The sequence below is a fragment of the Burkholderia sp. AU6039 genome, assembly GCF_002223365.1.
Classification (GTDB): domain Bacteria; phylum Pseudomonadota; class Gammaproteobacteria; order Burkholderiales; family Burkholderiaceae; genus Burkholderia.
Genome location: NZ_NKFK01000002.1, coordinates 41,577 through 56,231, shown reverse-complemented (window position 1 = coordinate 56,231; position 14,655 = coordinate 41,577). Strand labels below are relative to the sequence as shown.

The 14,655-nt window shown below is 67.2% G+C and carries 13 protein-coding genes; 3 read left to right on the top strand and 10 right to left on the bottom strand.

Features of this window, described 5'->3' with window-relative positions:
- Window positions 1-39: 39 nt before the first annotated feature.
- The 4 genes from CFB39_RS01800 to CFB39_RS01785 are packed head-to-tail and all read right to left on the bottom strand — an operon-like array spanning window position 40 to window position 4,065.
- Window positions 40-1,671: a type IV pilus secretin PilQ gene (locus CFB39_RS01800; protein ID WP_089472014.1), complete on the bottom strand. Its 1,632-nt coding sequence runs from the start codon at window positions 1,669-1,671 to the stop codon at window positions 40-42.
- On the bottom strand, window positions 1,668-2,537 hold the full coding sequence (locus CFB39_RS01795; protein ID WP_089472013.1) for a pilus assembly protein: 870 nt from the start codon (window positions 2,535-2,537) through the stop codon (window positions 1,668-1,670). Before CFB39_RS01795 ends, CFB39_RS01800 begins: the two co-directional genes overlap by 4 nt.
- Entirely contained in the window at window positions 2,534-3,142 is a 609-nt protein-coding gene (locus tag CFB39_RS01790; RefSeq protein ID WP_089472012.1) for a fimbrial protein, read from the bottom strand. Before CFB39_RS01790 ends, CFB39_RS01795 begins: the two co-directional genes overlap by 4 nt.
- Window positions 3,139-4,065: a competence protein ComA gene (locus CFB39_RS01785; RefSeq protein WP_089472011.1), complete on the bottom strand. Its 927-nt coding sequence runs from the start codon at window positions 4,063-4,065 to the stop codon at window positions 3,139-3,141. The genes CFB39_RS01790 and CFB39_RS01785 overlap by 4 nt, the downstream gene beginning before the upstream one ends.
- Before the next feature lie 220 nt (window positions 4,066-4,285).
- On the opposite strand from CFB39_RS01785, the gene CFB39_RS01780 reads away from it, so the two are divergent.
- On the top strand, window positions 4,286-6,676 hold the full coding sequence (locus tag CFB39_RS01780; protein ID WP_179257635.1) for a penicillin-binding protein 1A: 2,391 nt from the start codon (window positions 4,286-4,288) through the stop codon (window positions 6,674-6,676).
- A gap of 91 nt (window positions 6,677-6,767) precedes the next feature.
- On the opposite strand, the gene cyaY is transcribed toward CFB39_RS01780, so the two are convergent.
- Complete coding sequence (cyaY, locus tag CFB39_RS01775; RefSeq protein ID WP_069246934.1) at window positions 6,768-7,097, bottom strand: iron donor protein CyaY; 330 nt, start codon at window positions 7,095-7,097, stop codon at window positions 6,768-6,770.
- Window positions 7,098-7,133: 36 nt separating this feature from the next.
- Here cyaY and CFB39_RS01770 point away from each other — a divergent pair, with 36 nt between their 5' ends.
- The gene (locus tag CFB39_RS01770) at window positions 7,134-7,409 is read left to right on the top strand and encodes a lipoprotein (protein WP_089455451.1); all 276 of its coding nucleotides are present in this window, start codon (window positions 7,134-7,136) and stop codon (window positions 7,407-7,409) included.
- Between the two features lie 78 nt (window positions 7,410-7,487).
- Here CFB39_RS01770 and msrQ read toward each other — a convergent pair whose 3' ends face one another.
- The 5 genes from msrQ to CFB39_RS01740 form a co-directional block, all read right to left on the bottom strand.
- Window positions 7,488-8,174, bottom strand: coding sequence for a protein-methionine-sulfoxide reductase heme-binding subunit MsrQ (gene msrQ / locus CFB39_RS01765; protein WP_089472009.1), 687 nt, complete (start codon window positions 8,172-8,174; stop codon window positions 7,488-7,490).
- A 20-nt stretch (window positions 8,175-8,194) separates the two neighbouring features.
- A complete protein-coding gene (msrP, locus tag CFB39_RS01760) occupies window positions 8,195-9,190 on the bottom strand; it encodes a protein-methionine-sulfoxide reductase catalytic subunit MsrP (RefSeq protein WP_089424306.1) in 996 nt (331 codons plus the stop codon).
- Window positions 9,191-9,348: 158 nt separating this feature from the next.
- Window positions 9,349-10,539 carry a c-type cytochrome biogenesis protein CcsB gene (ccsB, locus tag CFB39_RS01755; RefSeq protein WP_071335435.1) on the bottom strand — a complete coding sequence of 397 codons (1,191 nt, stop codon included), beginning with the start codon at window positions 10,537-10,539 and terminating at the stop codon, window positions 9,349-9,351.
- 4 nt (window positions 10,540-10,543) lie between these two features.
- The gene (locus CFB39_RS01750; protein WP_089472008.1) at window positions 10,544-12,760 is read right to left on the bottom strand and encodes a cytochrome c biogenesis protein ResB; all 2,217 of its coding nucleotides are present in this window, start codon (window positions 12,758-12,760) and stop codon (window positions 10,544-10,546) included.
- A gap of 204 nt (window positions 12,761-12,964) precedes the next feature.
- Window positions 12,965-13,618, bottom strand: coding sequence for a cytochrome c (locus tag CFB39_RS01740; protein ID WP_089472006.1), 654 nt, complete (start codon window positions 13,616-13,618; stop codon window positions 12,965-12,967).
- A 214-nt stretch (window positions 13,619-13,832) separates the two neighbouring features.
- Between CFB39_RS01740 and yihA the strand changes: the two genes are divergently transcribed.
- A complete protein-coding gene (gene yihA, locus CFB39_RS01735) occupies window positions 13,833-14,492 on the top strand; it encodes a ribosome biogenesis GTP-binding protein YihA/YsxC (RefSeq protein ID WP_089444802.1) in 660 nt (219 codons plus the stop codon).
- The last annotated feature ends 163 nt before the right edge of the window (window positions 14,493-14,655 follow it).

Sequence of the window (14,655 nt, the reverse complement as noted above, 5' to 3'; positions counted from 1 at the left end):
GGCTTCCTCTGCTTCAATCTTGCTGGTGTGTGGCGCAGCTTACTGGCAAAGCGGCTGCCTTGTCGAGCCTGCGCCGGCGGCTTCCGGCCCCGTTTTCTCCGCATCCGCGCTGACCGCGCCGCGCGCATTGCAGCGCGCATCGACGACGGTCGGCGTGATGAAGACGACCAGTTCGTTACGCTGATCGCGTTGCGCGCGGTGCCGGAAAAGCGCGCCCAGAAACGGTATTTTGCCCAAGAGCGGCACGCGCGTCACATCGTTCCGGTTCAGTTGTTCATAGATTCCGCCGATCGCGACCGTCCCGCCGTTCTCGACCTCGACGCGCGTCTGGACGTGTTTCGTATGAATCGCCGGGCCGGCCGCCGTCGGCTCGCCGATGCTGTCCTTCGTCACGTCCAGGTCGAGCACCACGCGCCCGTCCGGCGTGATTTGCGGCTCGACCTCCAGTTTGAGCGTGGCCCGGCGGAACTGCACGCCGCTCACGCCGTTGCCGACCTTCGCCTGGTACGGCAACTCCGACCCCTGTTCGACGATGGCCTTGACGCGATCGGCGGTCACCACGCGCGGACTCGAAACGATCTGGCCCCGCCCCTGTGCCTCGAGCACGCTCAGTTCGACGTCGAGCACACGGCTGAGCGGCGCGGCGAACAACGTGAAGCCGGCGGTTGCCGCTTCGAAGCCGCCGAGCGGCCGTGCAGCCAGGTCGAGCGCATTGCGGGCACCGGTCGCAAACGTGGCGCTCTCGCCCGACGGCGGCCGCTCCTGCGCCCGCAGTGCGACGCGTGCGCCGAGATTGCGCGAAAACCCCTGCTCGCCCTCGACGATGCGGGCCTCGATCCGGACCTGCCGCGACGGCCGGTCGATCGCCTCGATCAGGCTTGCGACCTGGTCGAGACGCGGCGCGAGATCGGTGACGAACAGCAGGTTCGTGCGCGGATCGGCCGCCGCTGCGCCACGCTTCGACAGCAGGCGCTGGCCGGTCGCGCCGGCCAGCAGCCGCTGCACGTCCTGCGCGCGCGGGTAGTGCAGCGCGAACGTCCGGCTCGCAAGCGGCTCCAGATCGGCGGCCCGCGCGTGCATTTCGAAGCGCTCGCGTTCGCGGGCGGCCAGTTCGACCGCCGGCGTGACCCATATCACGTTGCCCCGCCGGGTCATCGCGAGCCCGTGTGTGTCGAGTAGCGTGTCGAAGGCATCGCGCCAAGGGACATTGTTCAGACGTAACGTGACGGTGCCGCGCACCTGCTCGCTGACGACGATATTGAGCCCCGTGAACCGCGCGAACGCGTCGAACGCGGCCGCGAGCCCTGCGCCCTGCAGATTCAGCGAGATCCGCCGCGTGTCGTCAGCATCGCCCGGTTGCCGGGCCGCAGCGTCGCCCATCCGGGCGGGCGGCGCCAACGGGATCGGCGGCCCCTCCAGCCCGGGTGCCGGGGCGGCGGCCTCCGCCTGAAGCGCCGCGCGAGCCGCCTGACCGAACGGCGGCGGGCCGGCCTCCGTCGATACGGTGTGATCCGCACTGTCCACCCCGCCTTGTGGCAACGGCAGGCCCGGCACCTGCATATCCAACGATGCGGCAGGCCAGACGGCCGGCAGCGGCGGCAATGACGCGCTTGCACTGGCCGCGGTCAATCCGGCCCAAACGGCGAGCACCCGGCATCCATGCTTGATCATGGCTGCCTCCCGTCGTCCAGCGTGACCCGGTACGCGCCGTCCGCTGTCGCGAGCGTCACGGCGACGGGATCGACTCGCACCACCCGCGCGGCCCCGAGGGTGTCGCCGGGGACCACGGCCGTGAACACGCCGTCACCGTCGTCAAACAGCGCGAGACCGGTACGCCAGTCGCGAATCGTGCCGGCCAGGCGGACAGCCGCCCCCTCCGCTTCAGACGAACCGGCCTCGCCGAACGGATCGGCACCGGGCGCGCCGGCCAGAACCGACGCCTCCCCGCCGGTGGACGTTGGCGCCGGCAACGCCGGAAACACGTCGACGGACATTTCCACGCGCGCGGCCTCCTTTCCCCGTTCGACACGCAGCGCGGACGGCACTGCCAGCACCGGGAAACGGGCCAGCCCGCCGACCATCTGCAGCAACGCGTGAAAGCGGCCTTCCGCGACGATGCGCACCGTGCGCCGGCCGTCCGGCACCGCGCCATCGGCGCGCAGCGGTTCGATCGATACGTCGCGCAGCCCGCTCGACGCGGCGCGATCCGCCAGTTCCAGCATCAACGCAGCCCATTCCGGCGTACCCGGCGAGCGATCGCCGTATGCCGCCGCCGGCTGCACGCCGCGTTGCCGTGCAGCGGCAGCCACGACACGCCGCGCATCGGCCTCCCGCATCTGCGCCGCGGCAAGCAACGCGCGGCTATGTGCGAGCCCGCTCCAGTCGGCGGCATTCGCCAGATGAATGCCGCCCGCCAGCACGGCCGCGAATGCGAGCCCGCAGCCTGCGATGTGCGCAGCCGCCGGCGACACACGCCGCATGCCGCCTCGCCATCCGTCGCTGCGCAGTGCGGACCGATGCGCGAACACCGCCGTCATGCGCCACCTCCCGACGCATTCCGGGATGCCATCTTGTCGTGCCAGCGCAGCTGGACCGAGAACCGGAACGGCATCCCGCCTGTCACGACCGGAGCACCGGAAGCAGGCTTCAACGCATCGATATCGATCCGCCAGCCACGTTGCTCGCGTGCCATCCCCGCGAGCCATCGCGCGGCCGCCCGGTAGCTCGCGGCGCGCGCATCGATCACGGCACCGGCCGACGTCGTGCGCAGCGCGTCGAGCCGGACGGTGCCGTCGCGCACCTGCGCGAGTGTGGCCAGCAGCCCTGCGACGTGCCGATAAGGCGCGGCGAGCGCGGCCGCCTGCGCGTCGCGTTGCGCGGCAACGGCCGCAGCCTTGGCTGCGCGTGTCGCGGCCCCCACCTGCGGCTGCAACTGCCGCAGCCGCGCCTCCACACTCGCGCGCTCGGCATCCACGCGCCACCGCGCCCCGGTGGCGGCGCCCGTCCACAGGCCGGCGCCGAGCACACCGAACAGAATCGCCGCACCGCACTGCGCGGCACGGCGACGTCGCAACGCCTGCGCCAGCCGCTCGCGGTACGGCAGCAGGTTGAAGCCGCCCGGCTCCGCACGACAGGCCGTCATTCCCACACCCCGCGCAAGGCCAGCCCGAATGCGACCGCCCATGCCGGGCCGCCCGGCATGCCGGCGGCCCGGCACGGTTGCCCACTCCAGCCGGTGCAGTCGAACGACACCGCAACCGCGCCGAGCACGTCGCCAATCTCGGCGACGGACGTGTCGAAGCAGGCAATACACCGCTCGTCCCCGGCCACGAGTACGCAACACACGGCCCCGAGCGCGCGCTGGCGCAATGCATCGGAAAACGCCCCCGGCACGGCGCCGGACAGCGTCAGCACCGGTACGGCCAACGGGCCGTCGATTCGCCAGCCGTGCACGCCCGAGTCATGAAACCAGAGCGCCGCGTAGGGGCCCGCCTGCGCGTCGGGTTCGAATTGCGCGGCATAGCGCAACGCACGCAGCGCCGCGGCCGACTCGCCGTCGACCACCGTCAGGTCGACACCGGCCTGGGCGGCCACGTCGATCCGGCGTTCGAGCAGCGCCAGCGGGGCCACGGCAATCTCGATCTCACCGGCTCCCGCGCCGCCCTCCTGCCGCCAGTCGAACGCGAGACTGTCCGGCGCCAGCCCCGAGATGCGTTCGGCCGCCTGCCGCGCGGCGTCCTCGACGTCGGCACGCCCGGCCAGATCGAGCGTCGCGGTACGCATCTCGTCATCGTGCAACGCCATCACGCCGCGCGCGTCGCACCGCACTCCGGCCGCCGACAGCCTCGACACGGCGGCGGCCAGCGCACGCGCAACCGCCGCCCAGCGCGCATCCTCCGGCCCGCCCGCCAACCCGACCGGCTCCCGCTCCAGCCCCTCGACGCACACCTCCGCGCCCCGGCCGCGCCGGCTCAGCACGGCCACCCTCACCTCGTCCGCACCGACGTCGATTCCCGTCGACCGTTGCCCACCCTGCGCAAACCGCGCTCGCCATCGTCCCGCCATCCCAGCCTCCCGAAATCGTCGCGGCCCATGCCGCGTTTCCGAGACCTGATTCTGCAAATCGGCGCGTGCGGCCGACAGTCGGCCTAACGGCCAGCATCCGCTCGCGACGGCCATGCACGGGCTATGCTGGAAGCACGCCAGACCGCGTCTTCGCGTCGGGCGCCCCCTGCGTCAGGACCGGTCTTACCGGGCAGCTATAATCGCGGGACTGTTTTCCGGTATGCCTATGCAATCCACGACTCCTACGTCCCCGCCTCCCGCCCCGGAGCCGAAGAAGCGGCCCTGGTGGCAAAAAGTCCTGCTCGGATTCGCCACGATGTGCGTCGCGCTCGTCGTGGCCGGCGGCCTCGTGCTCGGCTACGCGCTCGTCGTTGCGTGGCCGAACATGCCGTCGCTCGACGCGCTGACCGACTATCGGCCGAAGGTGCCGCTGCGCATCTATACGTCCGATCACGTGCTGATCGGCGAATTCGGCGAAGAGCGCCGCGACGTCGTCCATTTCAAGGACGTGCCCGACTCGCTGAAGAAGGCGATCCTCGCGATCGAAGACGCGCGCTTCTACGATCACGGCGGCGTCGATCTCACCGGCATCGTCCGCGCCGGCATCGTCGCGCTGACGAACGGCCATGCGTCGCAGGGTGCGAGCACGATCACGATGCAGGTCGCGCGCAACTTCTTCCTGTCGAGCGAGAAGACCTACACGCGCAAGATCTACGAGATGCTGCTCGCGTACCGGATCGAGCGTGCGCTGACGAAGGATCAGATTCTCGAGGTCTACATGAATCAGATCTATCTCGGCCAGCGCGCGTACGGCTTCGCGAGCGCCGCGCGGGTCTACTTCGGCAAGGACCTGAAGGACATCTCGCTCGCCGAAGCCGCGATGCTTGCCGGGCTGCCGAAGGCGCCGTCCGCATACAACCCGGTCGTGAACCCGAAGCGCGCGAAGGTGCGCCAGGAATACATCCTGCAACGGATGCTCGAGCTGAACTTCATCTCGCGCGAGCAGTACGACGAGGCCGTCGCACAGCCGCTCGTCGTCAAGGGCCCGGGCCGCGATTTCAGCGTGCACGCCGAGTACGTCGCGGAAATGGTCCGACAAATGATGTACGCGCAGTACCGTGAGGAAACTTACACGCGCGGCTTCAACGTCGTCACGACGATCGACTCCGCGGATCAGCAGGTCGCGTACACCGCGCTGCGCAAGGGCATCATGGATTACGAACGCCGGCACGGCTATCGCGGGCCGGAAGGCTTCATCGAGCTGCCGGCCGGGGCCGACGACCGCGAACAGGCGATCGACGATGCACTGCTCGAACACCCCGACAACGGCGAACTGATCGCCGCGGTCGTCACGGCCGCCAGCCCGCGCCAGATCACGGTCGCGTTCATCGACGGCAGCAATGCGACGATCGAGGGCGACAACCTGCGCTTCGCGTCGGGCGCGCTGTCGGCCAATGCGCAGCCGAATCGCCGCATCCGCCCGGGCGCGATCGTCCGCGTCGTGAAGAACGACGCCGGCAAATGGTCGATCACGCAGTTGCCGCAGGTCGAGGGGGCATTCCTGTCGATCGTCCCGCAGGACGGCGCGATCCGCTCGCTCGTCGGCGGCTTCGACTACAACAAGAACAAGTTCAACCACGTCACGCAGGCGTGGCGGCAGCCGGGTTCGTCGTTCAAGCCGTTCATCTATTCGGCGTCGCTCGACAAGGGCCTCGGGCCGGCCACCGTGATCAACGACGGCCCGCTGTATTTCAGCGCCGCCGAAACGGGCGGCCAGCCGTGGGAGCCGAAGAACTACGGCGGCGGCTTCGAAGGCCCGATGTCGATGCGCACCGCGCTGCAGCGCTCGCGCAACCTCGTGTCGATCCGGATCCTGAACCACATCGGCACGAAGTACGCGCAGCAGTACATCACCCGCTTCGGCTTCGACGCCGAACGCCATCCGGCCTACCTGCCGATGGCACTCGGCGCGGGCCAGGTCACGCCGCTGCAGATGGCGGGCGCGTACTCGGTCTTCGCGAACGGCGGCTTTCGCGTCAATCCGTACCTGATCGCCGAAGTCACCGATCCGAACGGCGCGATCGTCGTGCGTGCGCAGCCGCTCGTCGCCGAGCAGAATGCGCCGCGCGCGATCGACCCGCGCAACGCGTACGTGATGAACAGCCTGCTGCAGAGCGTCGCGCAGCGCGGCACGGGCGCACGGACCAACGTGCTGAAGCGCACCGATCTCGCGGGCAAGACCGGCACGACGAACGACTCGCACGACGCGTGGTTCGCCGGCTACCAGCACACGCTCGCCGCGATCGCGTGGATCGGCTACGACAATCCGCGCAGCCTCGGCGATCGCGAAACGGGGGGCGGCCTGTCGCTACCGGTCTGGATCGACTACATGGGCGCCGCGCTGAAGGGCGTCCCCGAGTTCAAGCCGACGGTGCCGGACGGCGTCGAATCGCTCGGCGGCGAGCTGTACTTCACCGAGTTCGCGCCGGGCCACGGCTTCGTGTCGACGGTCGGCGTACCGCAGGCACCGGCCGCGCAGAACGTCGACGCCACCGTGCCGCACGTCGACGAGCAGGAAAAGCAGGACATCATGAACCTGTTCGCGCACTGACCACCGGCCCGGACATGAAAAAAGCGCCCCGCGGGGCGCTTTTTCTTTGGCACGACGCGTCGACGCGCAGCCCCGGCTTCGGCCTGGGCAGTTACGGCGCGCTGAATGTGATCGGCAGGCCGGCCTGCTGCGTCGCGTATTCGGTGAGCGCCGAGAAAAACTCGGTGCCCGTGCGCGTATCGCGCCATTCGCCGTCGATGAAACGGTAGTGGAAACCGCCCGCCCTAGCGGCGATCCACACTTCCTTCATCGGCGGCTGCAGGTTGACGATGATCTTCGAGCCGTTCTCGAACGTCAGCGTCAGGACGCTGCCGTTGCGCTCCAGATCGATGTCGTGATCGCCGTCGTTGGCGTCGTCGACGGTACGCTCGACGGCCGCCAGCACGGCCTCGGCACGGGTCAGGTATTCGGTATCGGACATGCTAAACTCTATCGGTTCAATTGTTCAGGGACGATCATGCGAGTCGTTTTCCGGATGAGCGCGATTGTAGCGGCTTTGGCGATTCTTGCCGGCTGCGGTCAAAGCGGCGCGCTCTATCTGCCCACCGTGCCTCCGATGCCCAAGCCACTCCAGCAGCAGGACACCCCGCCGTCGGACGTGAAGCCGACCGATGAAAACGCGTCGTCCGACAGTGTGCCCGATTCGTCCGGCACGCCGCTCACGCTGTCACCCGAACTGTCGAGCAGCGCATCGTCGATGCCTGCACCGGCGTCGAGCCCGGCCGCGAAGTAACGACGCGCCGCCTGCACGGCTCACGAAACAAGGCGATGACTTCCGAGTCATCGCCTTTTGTTTTTTCAGGCTGTGCCGTCACGCGCGCACGCGCCGCCATCCCCATGCAATGAGCCGCCAGCCGAGCAGCACGGCGACGATTCCCGCATACAGCTTCGGCTGCGCCAGATTGTGCTTGCCGGCTCGCATCCACCAGAAGTGCAGCACGGCGAACAGCGCGATCGCGTAGATCGCGCTGTGCAGCGTCGTCCAGTGGCGGCCCAGGCGGCGCACCATCGCGCGCGGCGACGTTGCCGCGAGCGGAATCAGCAGCACGAACGCGGCAAAACCGACCGTGATGAACGGGCGCTTGCCGACGTCCTTCAGGATCGCGACGACGTCGAACCACTTGTCGAACCACAGGTAGGTCGTGAAGTGCAGCGTCGCGTAGAAGAACGCGAACAGCCCGATCATCCGGCGAAAGCGCAGCAGCGTCGCGAACCCCGTCATGCGCCGAAGCGGCGTGACGGCGAGCGTGATGCACAGGATCACGAGCGTCCAGAGCCCCGTCGAGCGCGTGATGAACTCGACCGGATTCGCGCCGAGCCGGTCGGTCAGCCCGAACAGCACGAGACGCGCGAGCGGATAAAAGCCGGCCGCAAAAACCAGCACCCTGGCCGGCGCGAGCCAGCACGGTGCGGCGGGACGCACCGCGCCGCGCCGTGCGGCACTTACAGCCTGACTAGCGCCGTCTGTGGGCGCGGCCGTCAGCGTCGAAGGGGGCATGTCGTTTCTCACCGTCGCCCTCAGAAATTCTTCTTCAGGTCCATGCCCTGATACATCGACGCGACCAGGTCGCCGTAGCCGTTGAACATCAGCGTCTTGCGCTTCGGCGTGAAAAAGCCGTCCTCGCCGATGCGCCGCTCGGTCGCCTGGCTCCAGCGCGGATGATCGACGTTCGGGTTCACGTTCGAGTAAAAGCCGTACTCGTTCGACGCGTACGTGTTCCAGCTCGTCTTCGGCTGCTTGTCGACGAAGCGGATCTTCACGAGCGACTTCGCGCTCTTGAAGCCGTACTTCCACGGCACGACGATCCGCACCGGCGCGCCGTTCTGGTTCGGCAGCACCTGCCCGTAGACGCCCATCGTCAGCAGCGTCAGCGGATTCATCGCCTCGTCCATCCGCAGCCCTTCCGAGTACGGCCAGTCGAGCACGGGCGTCGAGAGGCCGGGCATCTGCGACGGATCGGCCAGCGTGATGAACTGCACGTATTTCGCGTTGCCGGTCGGCTGCACGCGCTTGATCAGCTCGGACAGCGGCACGCCGATCCACGGGATCACCATCGACCAGCCCTCGACGCAGCGCAGCCGGTACACGCGCTCCTCGAGCGGCGCGAGCTTCAGCAGTTCGTCGAGATCGAACACCTTCGGATGCAGCACCTCGCCCTCGACGCTCACCCGCCACGGGCGCGGCCGCAGCGTGCCGGCGTTCTGCGCGGGGTCGCTCTTGTCGGTGCCGAATTCGTAGAAGTTGTTGTAGGTGGTGATGTCCTTGAACGGCGTCACCTTGTCGGCCGCGACGAACTTCGGGTTCGTCTTCGCCGCAAGCTTCGCGGCCCGCGCGTCGGGCGACGCATAGGCGGCCAAGGCTGCGCCGCTGCCACCGAGCAACCCGCCCGCCGCCGCGAGGCCGGCCGCCTGCAATACGCGCCGCCGGTTCTCGAACACCGCACGCGGCGTGATGTCGCCGGGTGCAATATCGCCGCCGGTCAGTACGTTCCGCAAAGGGCGTTTGATCCACATCGTGCTGCTCCTCCTGCCTGCGCCGCGCGCAGTTTCATGAGCGTTCGACCCGGCCCGTCTTGCGCCGTTCGACGCCCGGACCGCCCGCCCGTTACAAAAGAAAACCGCCGGGCACGCAGTGCACCGGCGGTCTCATAGTCGGCCGAACAGCGGAAATCTTACAGCTTGCCGTAGCTGTGCAGCCCGGACAGGAACATGTTGACGCCGAGGAATGCGAAGGTCGTCACGAGCAGGCCCGTGAGCGCCCACCATGCGGCTACCGTGCCGCGCAGGCCCTTCATCAGGCGCATGTGCAGCCACGCCGCGTAGTTGAGCCACACGATCAGCGCCCAGGTTTCCTTCGGGTCCCAGCTCCAATAGCCGCCCCATGCTTCGGCGGCCCACAGCGCGCCGAGGATCGTCGCGATCGTGAAGAACGCGAAACCGACCGCGATCGACTTGTACATGACGTCGTCGAGCACGTCGAGCGTCGGCAGGCGATCGGCGAGCACGCCGCGCTCCTTCATCAGGTACGCGACCGACACCATCGCCGACAGCGCGAAGCTGCCGTAGCCGATGAAGTTCGCCGGCACGTGGATCTTCATCCACCAGCTTTGCAGCGCCGGCACGAGCGGCTGGATCTGCTGCGCGTCGCGCGCGACCGAGTACCACATCAGGAAGCCAACGGCCGCGCTGATCACCAGCAGCACGAACGCGCCGAGCGCCCGCGTGCCGTAATGGCCTTCGTAATACAGATAGAGCAGCGCGGTGATCAGGCTGAACAGCACGAACACTTCATACAGGTTCGATACCGGAATGTGCCCGACGTCCGCCCCGATCAGGTAGGACTCGTACCAGCGCACCATCAGGCCGGTGAAGCCCATCAGCACGGCGACCCACGTGAGCTTCTGGCCGATCGCGGAGCCCGACGCCGAGCGCGCGAGCAAGCCGATCCAGTAGAAGATCGTCGCGAGCACGAACAGCGCGCTCATCCACAGGATCGCCGACTGGCTCGACAGGAAGTACTTGAGGAAGAACGCCGAATCGGCGCGCGCGAGATCGCCCTGGTAGATCTGGATCGACAGCAGCGCCAGCACGGCGATCGACGCCATCATCAGCCGCGCGGGCTTCCAGCGCCAGCCGAGCGCGATGAGCGCCGGCACGGTGCCGATCATCACCGCCTTGTCGTAGTAATCCATGTGCGCGTTGTAGTGCACGAGCGCATAGCCCGCGCCCACCACGAGCGCCAGTGCGAACAACCAGTCGAGCAGCGACAGGCGCGCGAGGAACGGACGGTCGTCGAACAGCGGCGCCGTCACCGGAGCCTGGGCCGACGCCCGATGGGAAGAGGAGACTTGCGTGAGATCCATGATGTTACCGGGTGGAATTCTCGGAATCGGAACCGCCGCCGGCAGGCGGACGGGCCGTCGATGCCGCACCGGCCGGCGCGGCGTCGCGAGGTGCGGCGTGCAAGGCGGCACCGGCCGCGTCGCGCGTCTGCACGAACTCTTTCTCGAAATCGAAGGTCTTGCGGGCCGTGGACATTGCCATCACCACATCGACGCCCGAACCGGCGTCCTTCAACCAGAACCAGAGGCGCCGCTCGCGCACGTAGAACATCGAGAAGATGCCGGCGACCAGCAGCAGGCTGCCAAGATACACCAGATTCTTGCCGGGTGCGCGCGTCAACTGAAATACCGAAGCTTGCACCTGCTTGAATGAGTCAAGCTGCAAATAGACCGGCGATCCATACAAAAAGCTGTCGGATAGCGCATTGATCGCGTTCTGCACGAAGCGGATCGTGTCGGTGCCCTGCTGCGCCGCCGGCTCGCCCGCACGCTCGCGCGCGATCTGCCAGACCTCCCACATCGAGCCCTCGAGCATGCGCAGCAGCAGGCTTGCGGCCTTCTCCTGCTCGGCCTTCGGCACCGAACGGTCGATGAACGTCGCCACGGCCTGGAAGCCGCCGATCGGCTGGCCGTTGGCGCCACGGCCGACGCTGTCGTCGCTCGCCGCAAAAAGGGTCAGCACCTTCAACGCGCTGTCCTGCAAACGGCTGCGCAACGATGCGTCGGTGCCCGGCAGCGAACGCTGCGCGAAACGCGCGGCGGCCTCGGCGCGCGCGGACGGATCCTCGAGCGCGGCACGCAGGTGCATCCATTCGCCGATCGAATCCTGGCTGTCGGCCGGGATCCGCATGTAGCGGAACGGGTCGTTCGGGCTCGCACGCACGCCGGCGAGGAACACGCGCTCGCCGTTCATGTCGACGGGCAGCATGTAGTTGTTGAATTCGCGCGCCTGGCCGTCCTTGCCGCGGATCTTGTACTGCACGGACGGGCCGATGTTGTGGAGCTGCGTCGGCTTCGACGTCTTCGCGCCGGAGCCGAGGCGTTCGTCGAACGCTTCCTTCAACGAGCTCGTCGTCGCGACACCGCGCACGTCCGGCTTGCCGTTCGCGTCGGCCATGTTCTCGACGTTGATCGCACGGAAATCGGAGAACTCGATCGTGTCGCCGTCGTTGCCCGGCATCTGCAGCGGCGCCGAACTGCCGATCGTCCCCTTCACGGGGAAGGTCTTCGCGTTGCCGCCCGTCATCGGATAGGCCGTCATCTGCATCTGCGAGCCGCCGTCCTGGAAGCTCGACTGGTAGATCGACACGCCCTTGTACGTGAACGGCTTGTTGACCTCGACGCGCGCCGGGATCTTCTGGCCGGTCTCGCGATCGATCACGACGATGTCGCTCGCGAACAGCTTCGGCATGCCCGTCGTGTAGTAGTCGACGATGAACTTGTTGAGCTGGATCGAGAACGGCAGGTCCTGGATCAGCGAGCCGCTCGGCTGGTTCAGGATCGCGGTCGACACGAACTGCCCCTCGGGCACCCACGCGTAGCCGCGGAACGTCGGGTTCGACGCGGACAGGCGATGGTCGGGCGAGATCTCGCTGATCGTCGCGCTCGTGTTGACCGGGCTCTTGCCGAACATCCACATCTGGAATTTGATCGGCAGGTTGCTGTCGAGCAGGCCGCCGATACAGATCACGACGATCGCGAGGTGCGCGGAGATGTAGCCCCACTTGGTCATTGCACCGCGTTTCGCGGAAATCAGCGTCGCGCCGTCGTTCTCACGCACGATGTGCTTGTAGCCGGCCTTGGTGACGAACGTGGCGAGCGTCGCCGTGACCGTCGCGCGCGTGCCGGACGTCGTGTATTCGGCCTTGTGGTGGAAGGCCCGCAGGCTGCCTTCGCGAACCTTGTCCTTCCAGCTCTTCGCATCGGCGAGCATCTTCGGCGCGTTGCGGATCACGCACAGCGAGATCGACACGACGAGGAAGATCAGGATCAGCATGAACCACCACGCGCTGTACACGTTGTACAGGCCGAGCGAGCGGAAGATGTCCGCCCAGAACGGCCCGAACTGGTTCACATAGTTCGGATACGGATCGTCCTGGGTCAGGACCGTGCCGATGATGCTCGCAATCGACAGCACCACCAGCAGCGCAATCGCGAAGCGCATCGAGCTCAGCAGCTCGACCGCGCGCTTGGACGCACCCTGACCCGACTTCGACTGCAACCCCGACGTGGTAACGCTCATTCAAACTCCGACTCAGGGGAAACAGCCCCCAACGCTCACTTTGATTATTGCCCCCGAAGGGGCGGCCAGCACGCGCGTGACGGCCGGCGCGTGCCGACAAAAAAGAAGGGCGAGGCAACCGCAACGATGCGGCGCCCCACCCTTTTCTTGTTCTGACTCCGGCCGCCCTTCGGGCGCCCGGTCATTCCATTCGCCGCTGACCGCTCAACGCAGGCCCGCGATGTAATCCGCGACGGCCTTGATCTCGTTGTCCGACAGCCGCGTGGCGATCTGATGCATCGCCTCGTTGTTGTTGCGCGCGCCGGCACCCTGCTGGAACGCGGTCAACTGCGCGACCGTGTAATCGGCCCATTGCCCCGACAGACGCGGATACTGAACCGGGAGCCCTTGCCCTGTCGGCCCGTGGCAGCTCGCGCAGGCGGGTACGCCCTTCTCCGCGATGCCGCCGCGATAGATCTTCTGGCCGATCGGCACGGTTGCCGCATCGCGTGCGGTGCCGAGCTTTGTCGTCTGCGACCCGTAGTACGCGGCGACGTTGCGCATGTCGTCCGCGCTCAGCGCGCTCGCGAATCCGACCATCACCGCGTTGGTGCGCACCGGCCCCTTCGCGCCCGGCTGCGTCTTGAAGTCGTTCAACTGCTTGACCAGATATTCGGGATGCTGGCCGGCGAGCTTCGGGAAACTGCCCGACGCGCTATTGCCGTCGGCGCCGTGACACGACGCGCAGACTTGCCCGGCAATCGCCTTGCCACGGTCGAGATCCGGCTTTGCCGCATCCGCCGCGTTTGCCTCCGCTACGAAACCTACGAACCCTGCTGCAACCTGAAGCACCATCAGAGACTTGCACAGTCGATTCATTCGCACACCCTGTTTCGTCTTGTGGGAATTTGAGGTTCTGCAAAAAACGACGGCGTTCAGTCTACCGCAGAAGCTACATAAAAGCGCGAGGCAGGCGCCCGGTAGCCTTCGGTAAAACCGCCGTATTGTACAATATCGTGTTGAAAGCTCCGGCGCCTATCGGGGCTACCCCGCCTCCACCAAGCGGCTCGCGCCGCCCGTCCTTCCGGTTCCCATGGCCTTTCTGCTCCATCAAGCCCGCTTCTACACGACCGTCAACCATCTGCGCGACCTGCCGCCGACGGTCCAGCCGGAAATTGCGTTCGCGGGCCGCTCGAATGCCGGCAAGTCGACGGCGATCAACGTGCTGTGCAACCAGAAGCGGCTCGCCTTCGCGTCGAAGACGCCCGGCCGCACGCAGCATATCAACTACTTCTCCGTCGGCCCGGCCGCCGAGCCCGTCGCGAACCTCGTCGACCTGCCCGGCTACGGCTACGCGGAAGTGCCCGGCGCCGCCAAGGCGCATTGGGAAATGCTGCTGTCGTCCTACCTCGCGACCCGCTCGCAGCTCTGCGGCCTGATCCTGATGATGGATTCGCGCCGTCCGCTGACCGATCTCGACCGCCGCATGATCGAGTGGTTCGTGCCGACCGGCAAGCCGATCCACACGCTGCTGACGAAGTGCGACAAATTGACGCGGCAGGAAAGCATCAACGCGCTGCGGACCACGCAAAAGGGGCTCGATGCGTATCGTGACCAGGGCGTTCAGGGCAAGCTGACGGTCCAGCTGTTCTCGGCGATGAAGCGCATTGGGCTCGACGAAGCGCACGAATTGATCGAAAGCTGGGTGCGGCCGTCCGTCGCCGACGAAAAAAGCGAGCCTGTAGCACAATGATCGGGCAACGCGCGGCCGGGATCGGCGGCGCGCACCTGACGGCGCCTGCGGTTTCGGCCGGCTCATAAAAAAACCCGCCGTTGAACGGCGGGTCAAACAGCCTAATCGAAAAACGACAGGCACCCGCTCAGGGAGGAGAAGCGGGGAGCTGCACGCGACGCGT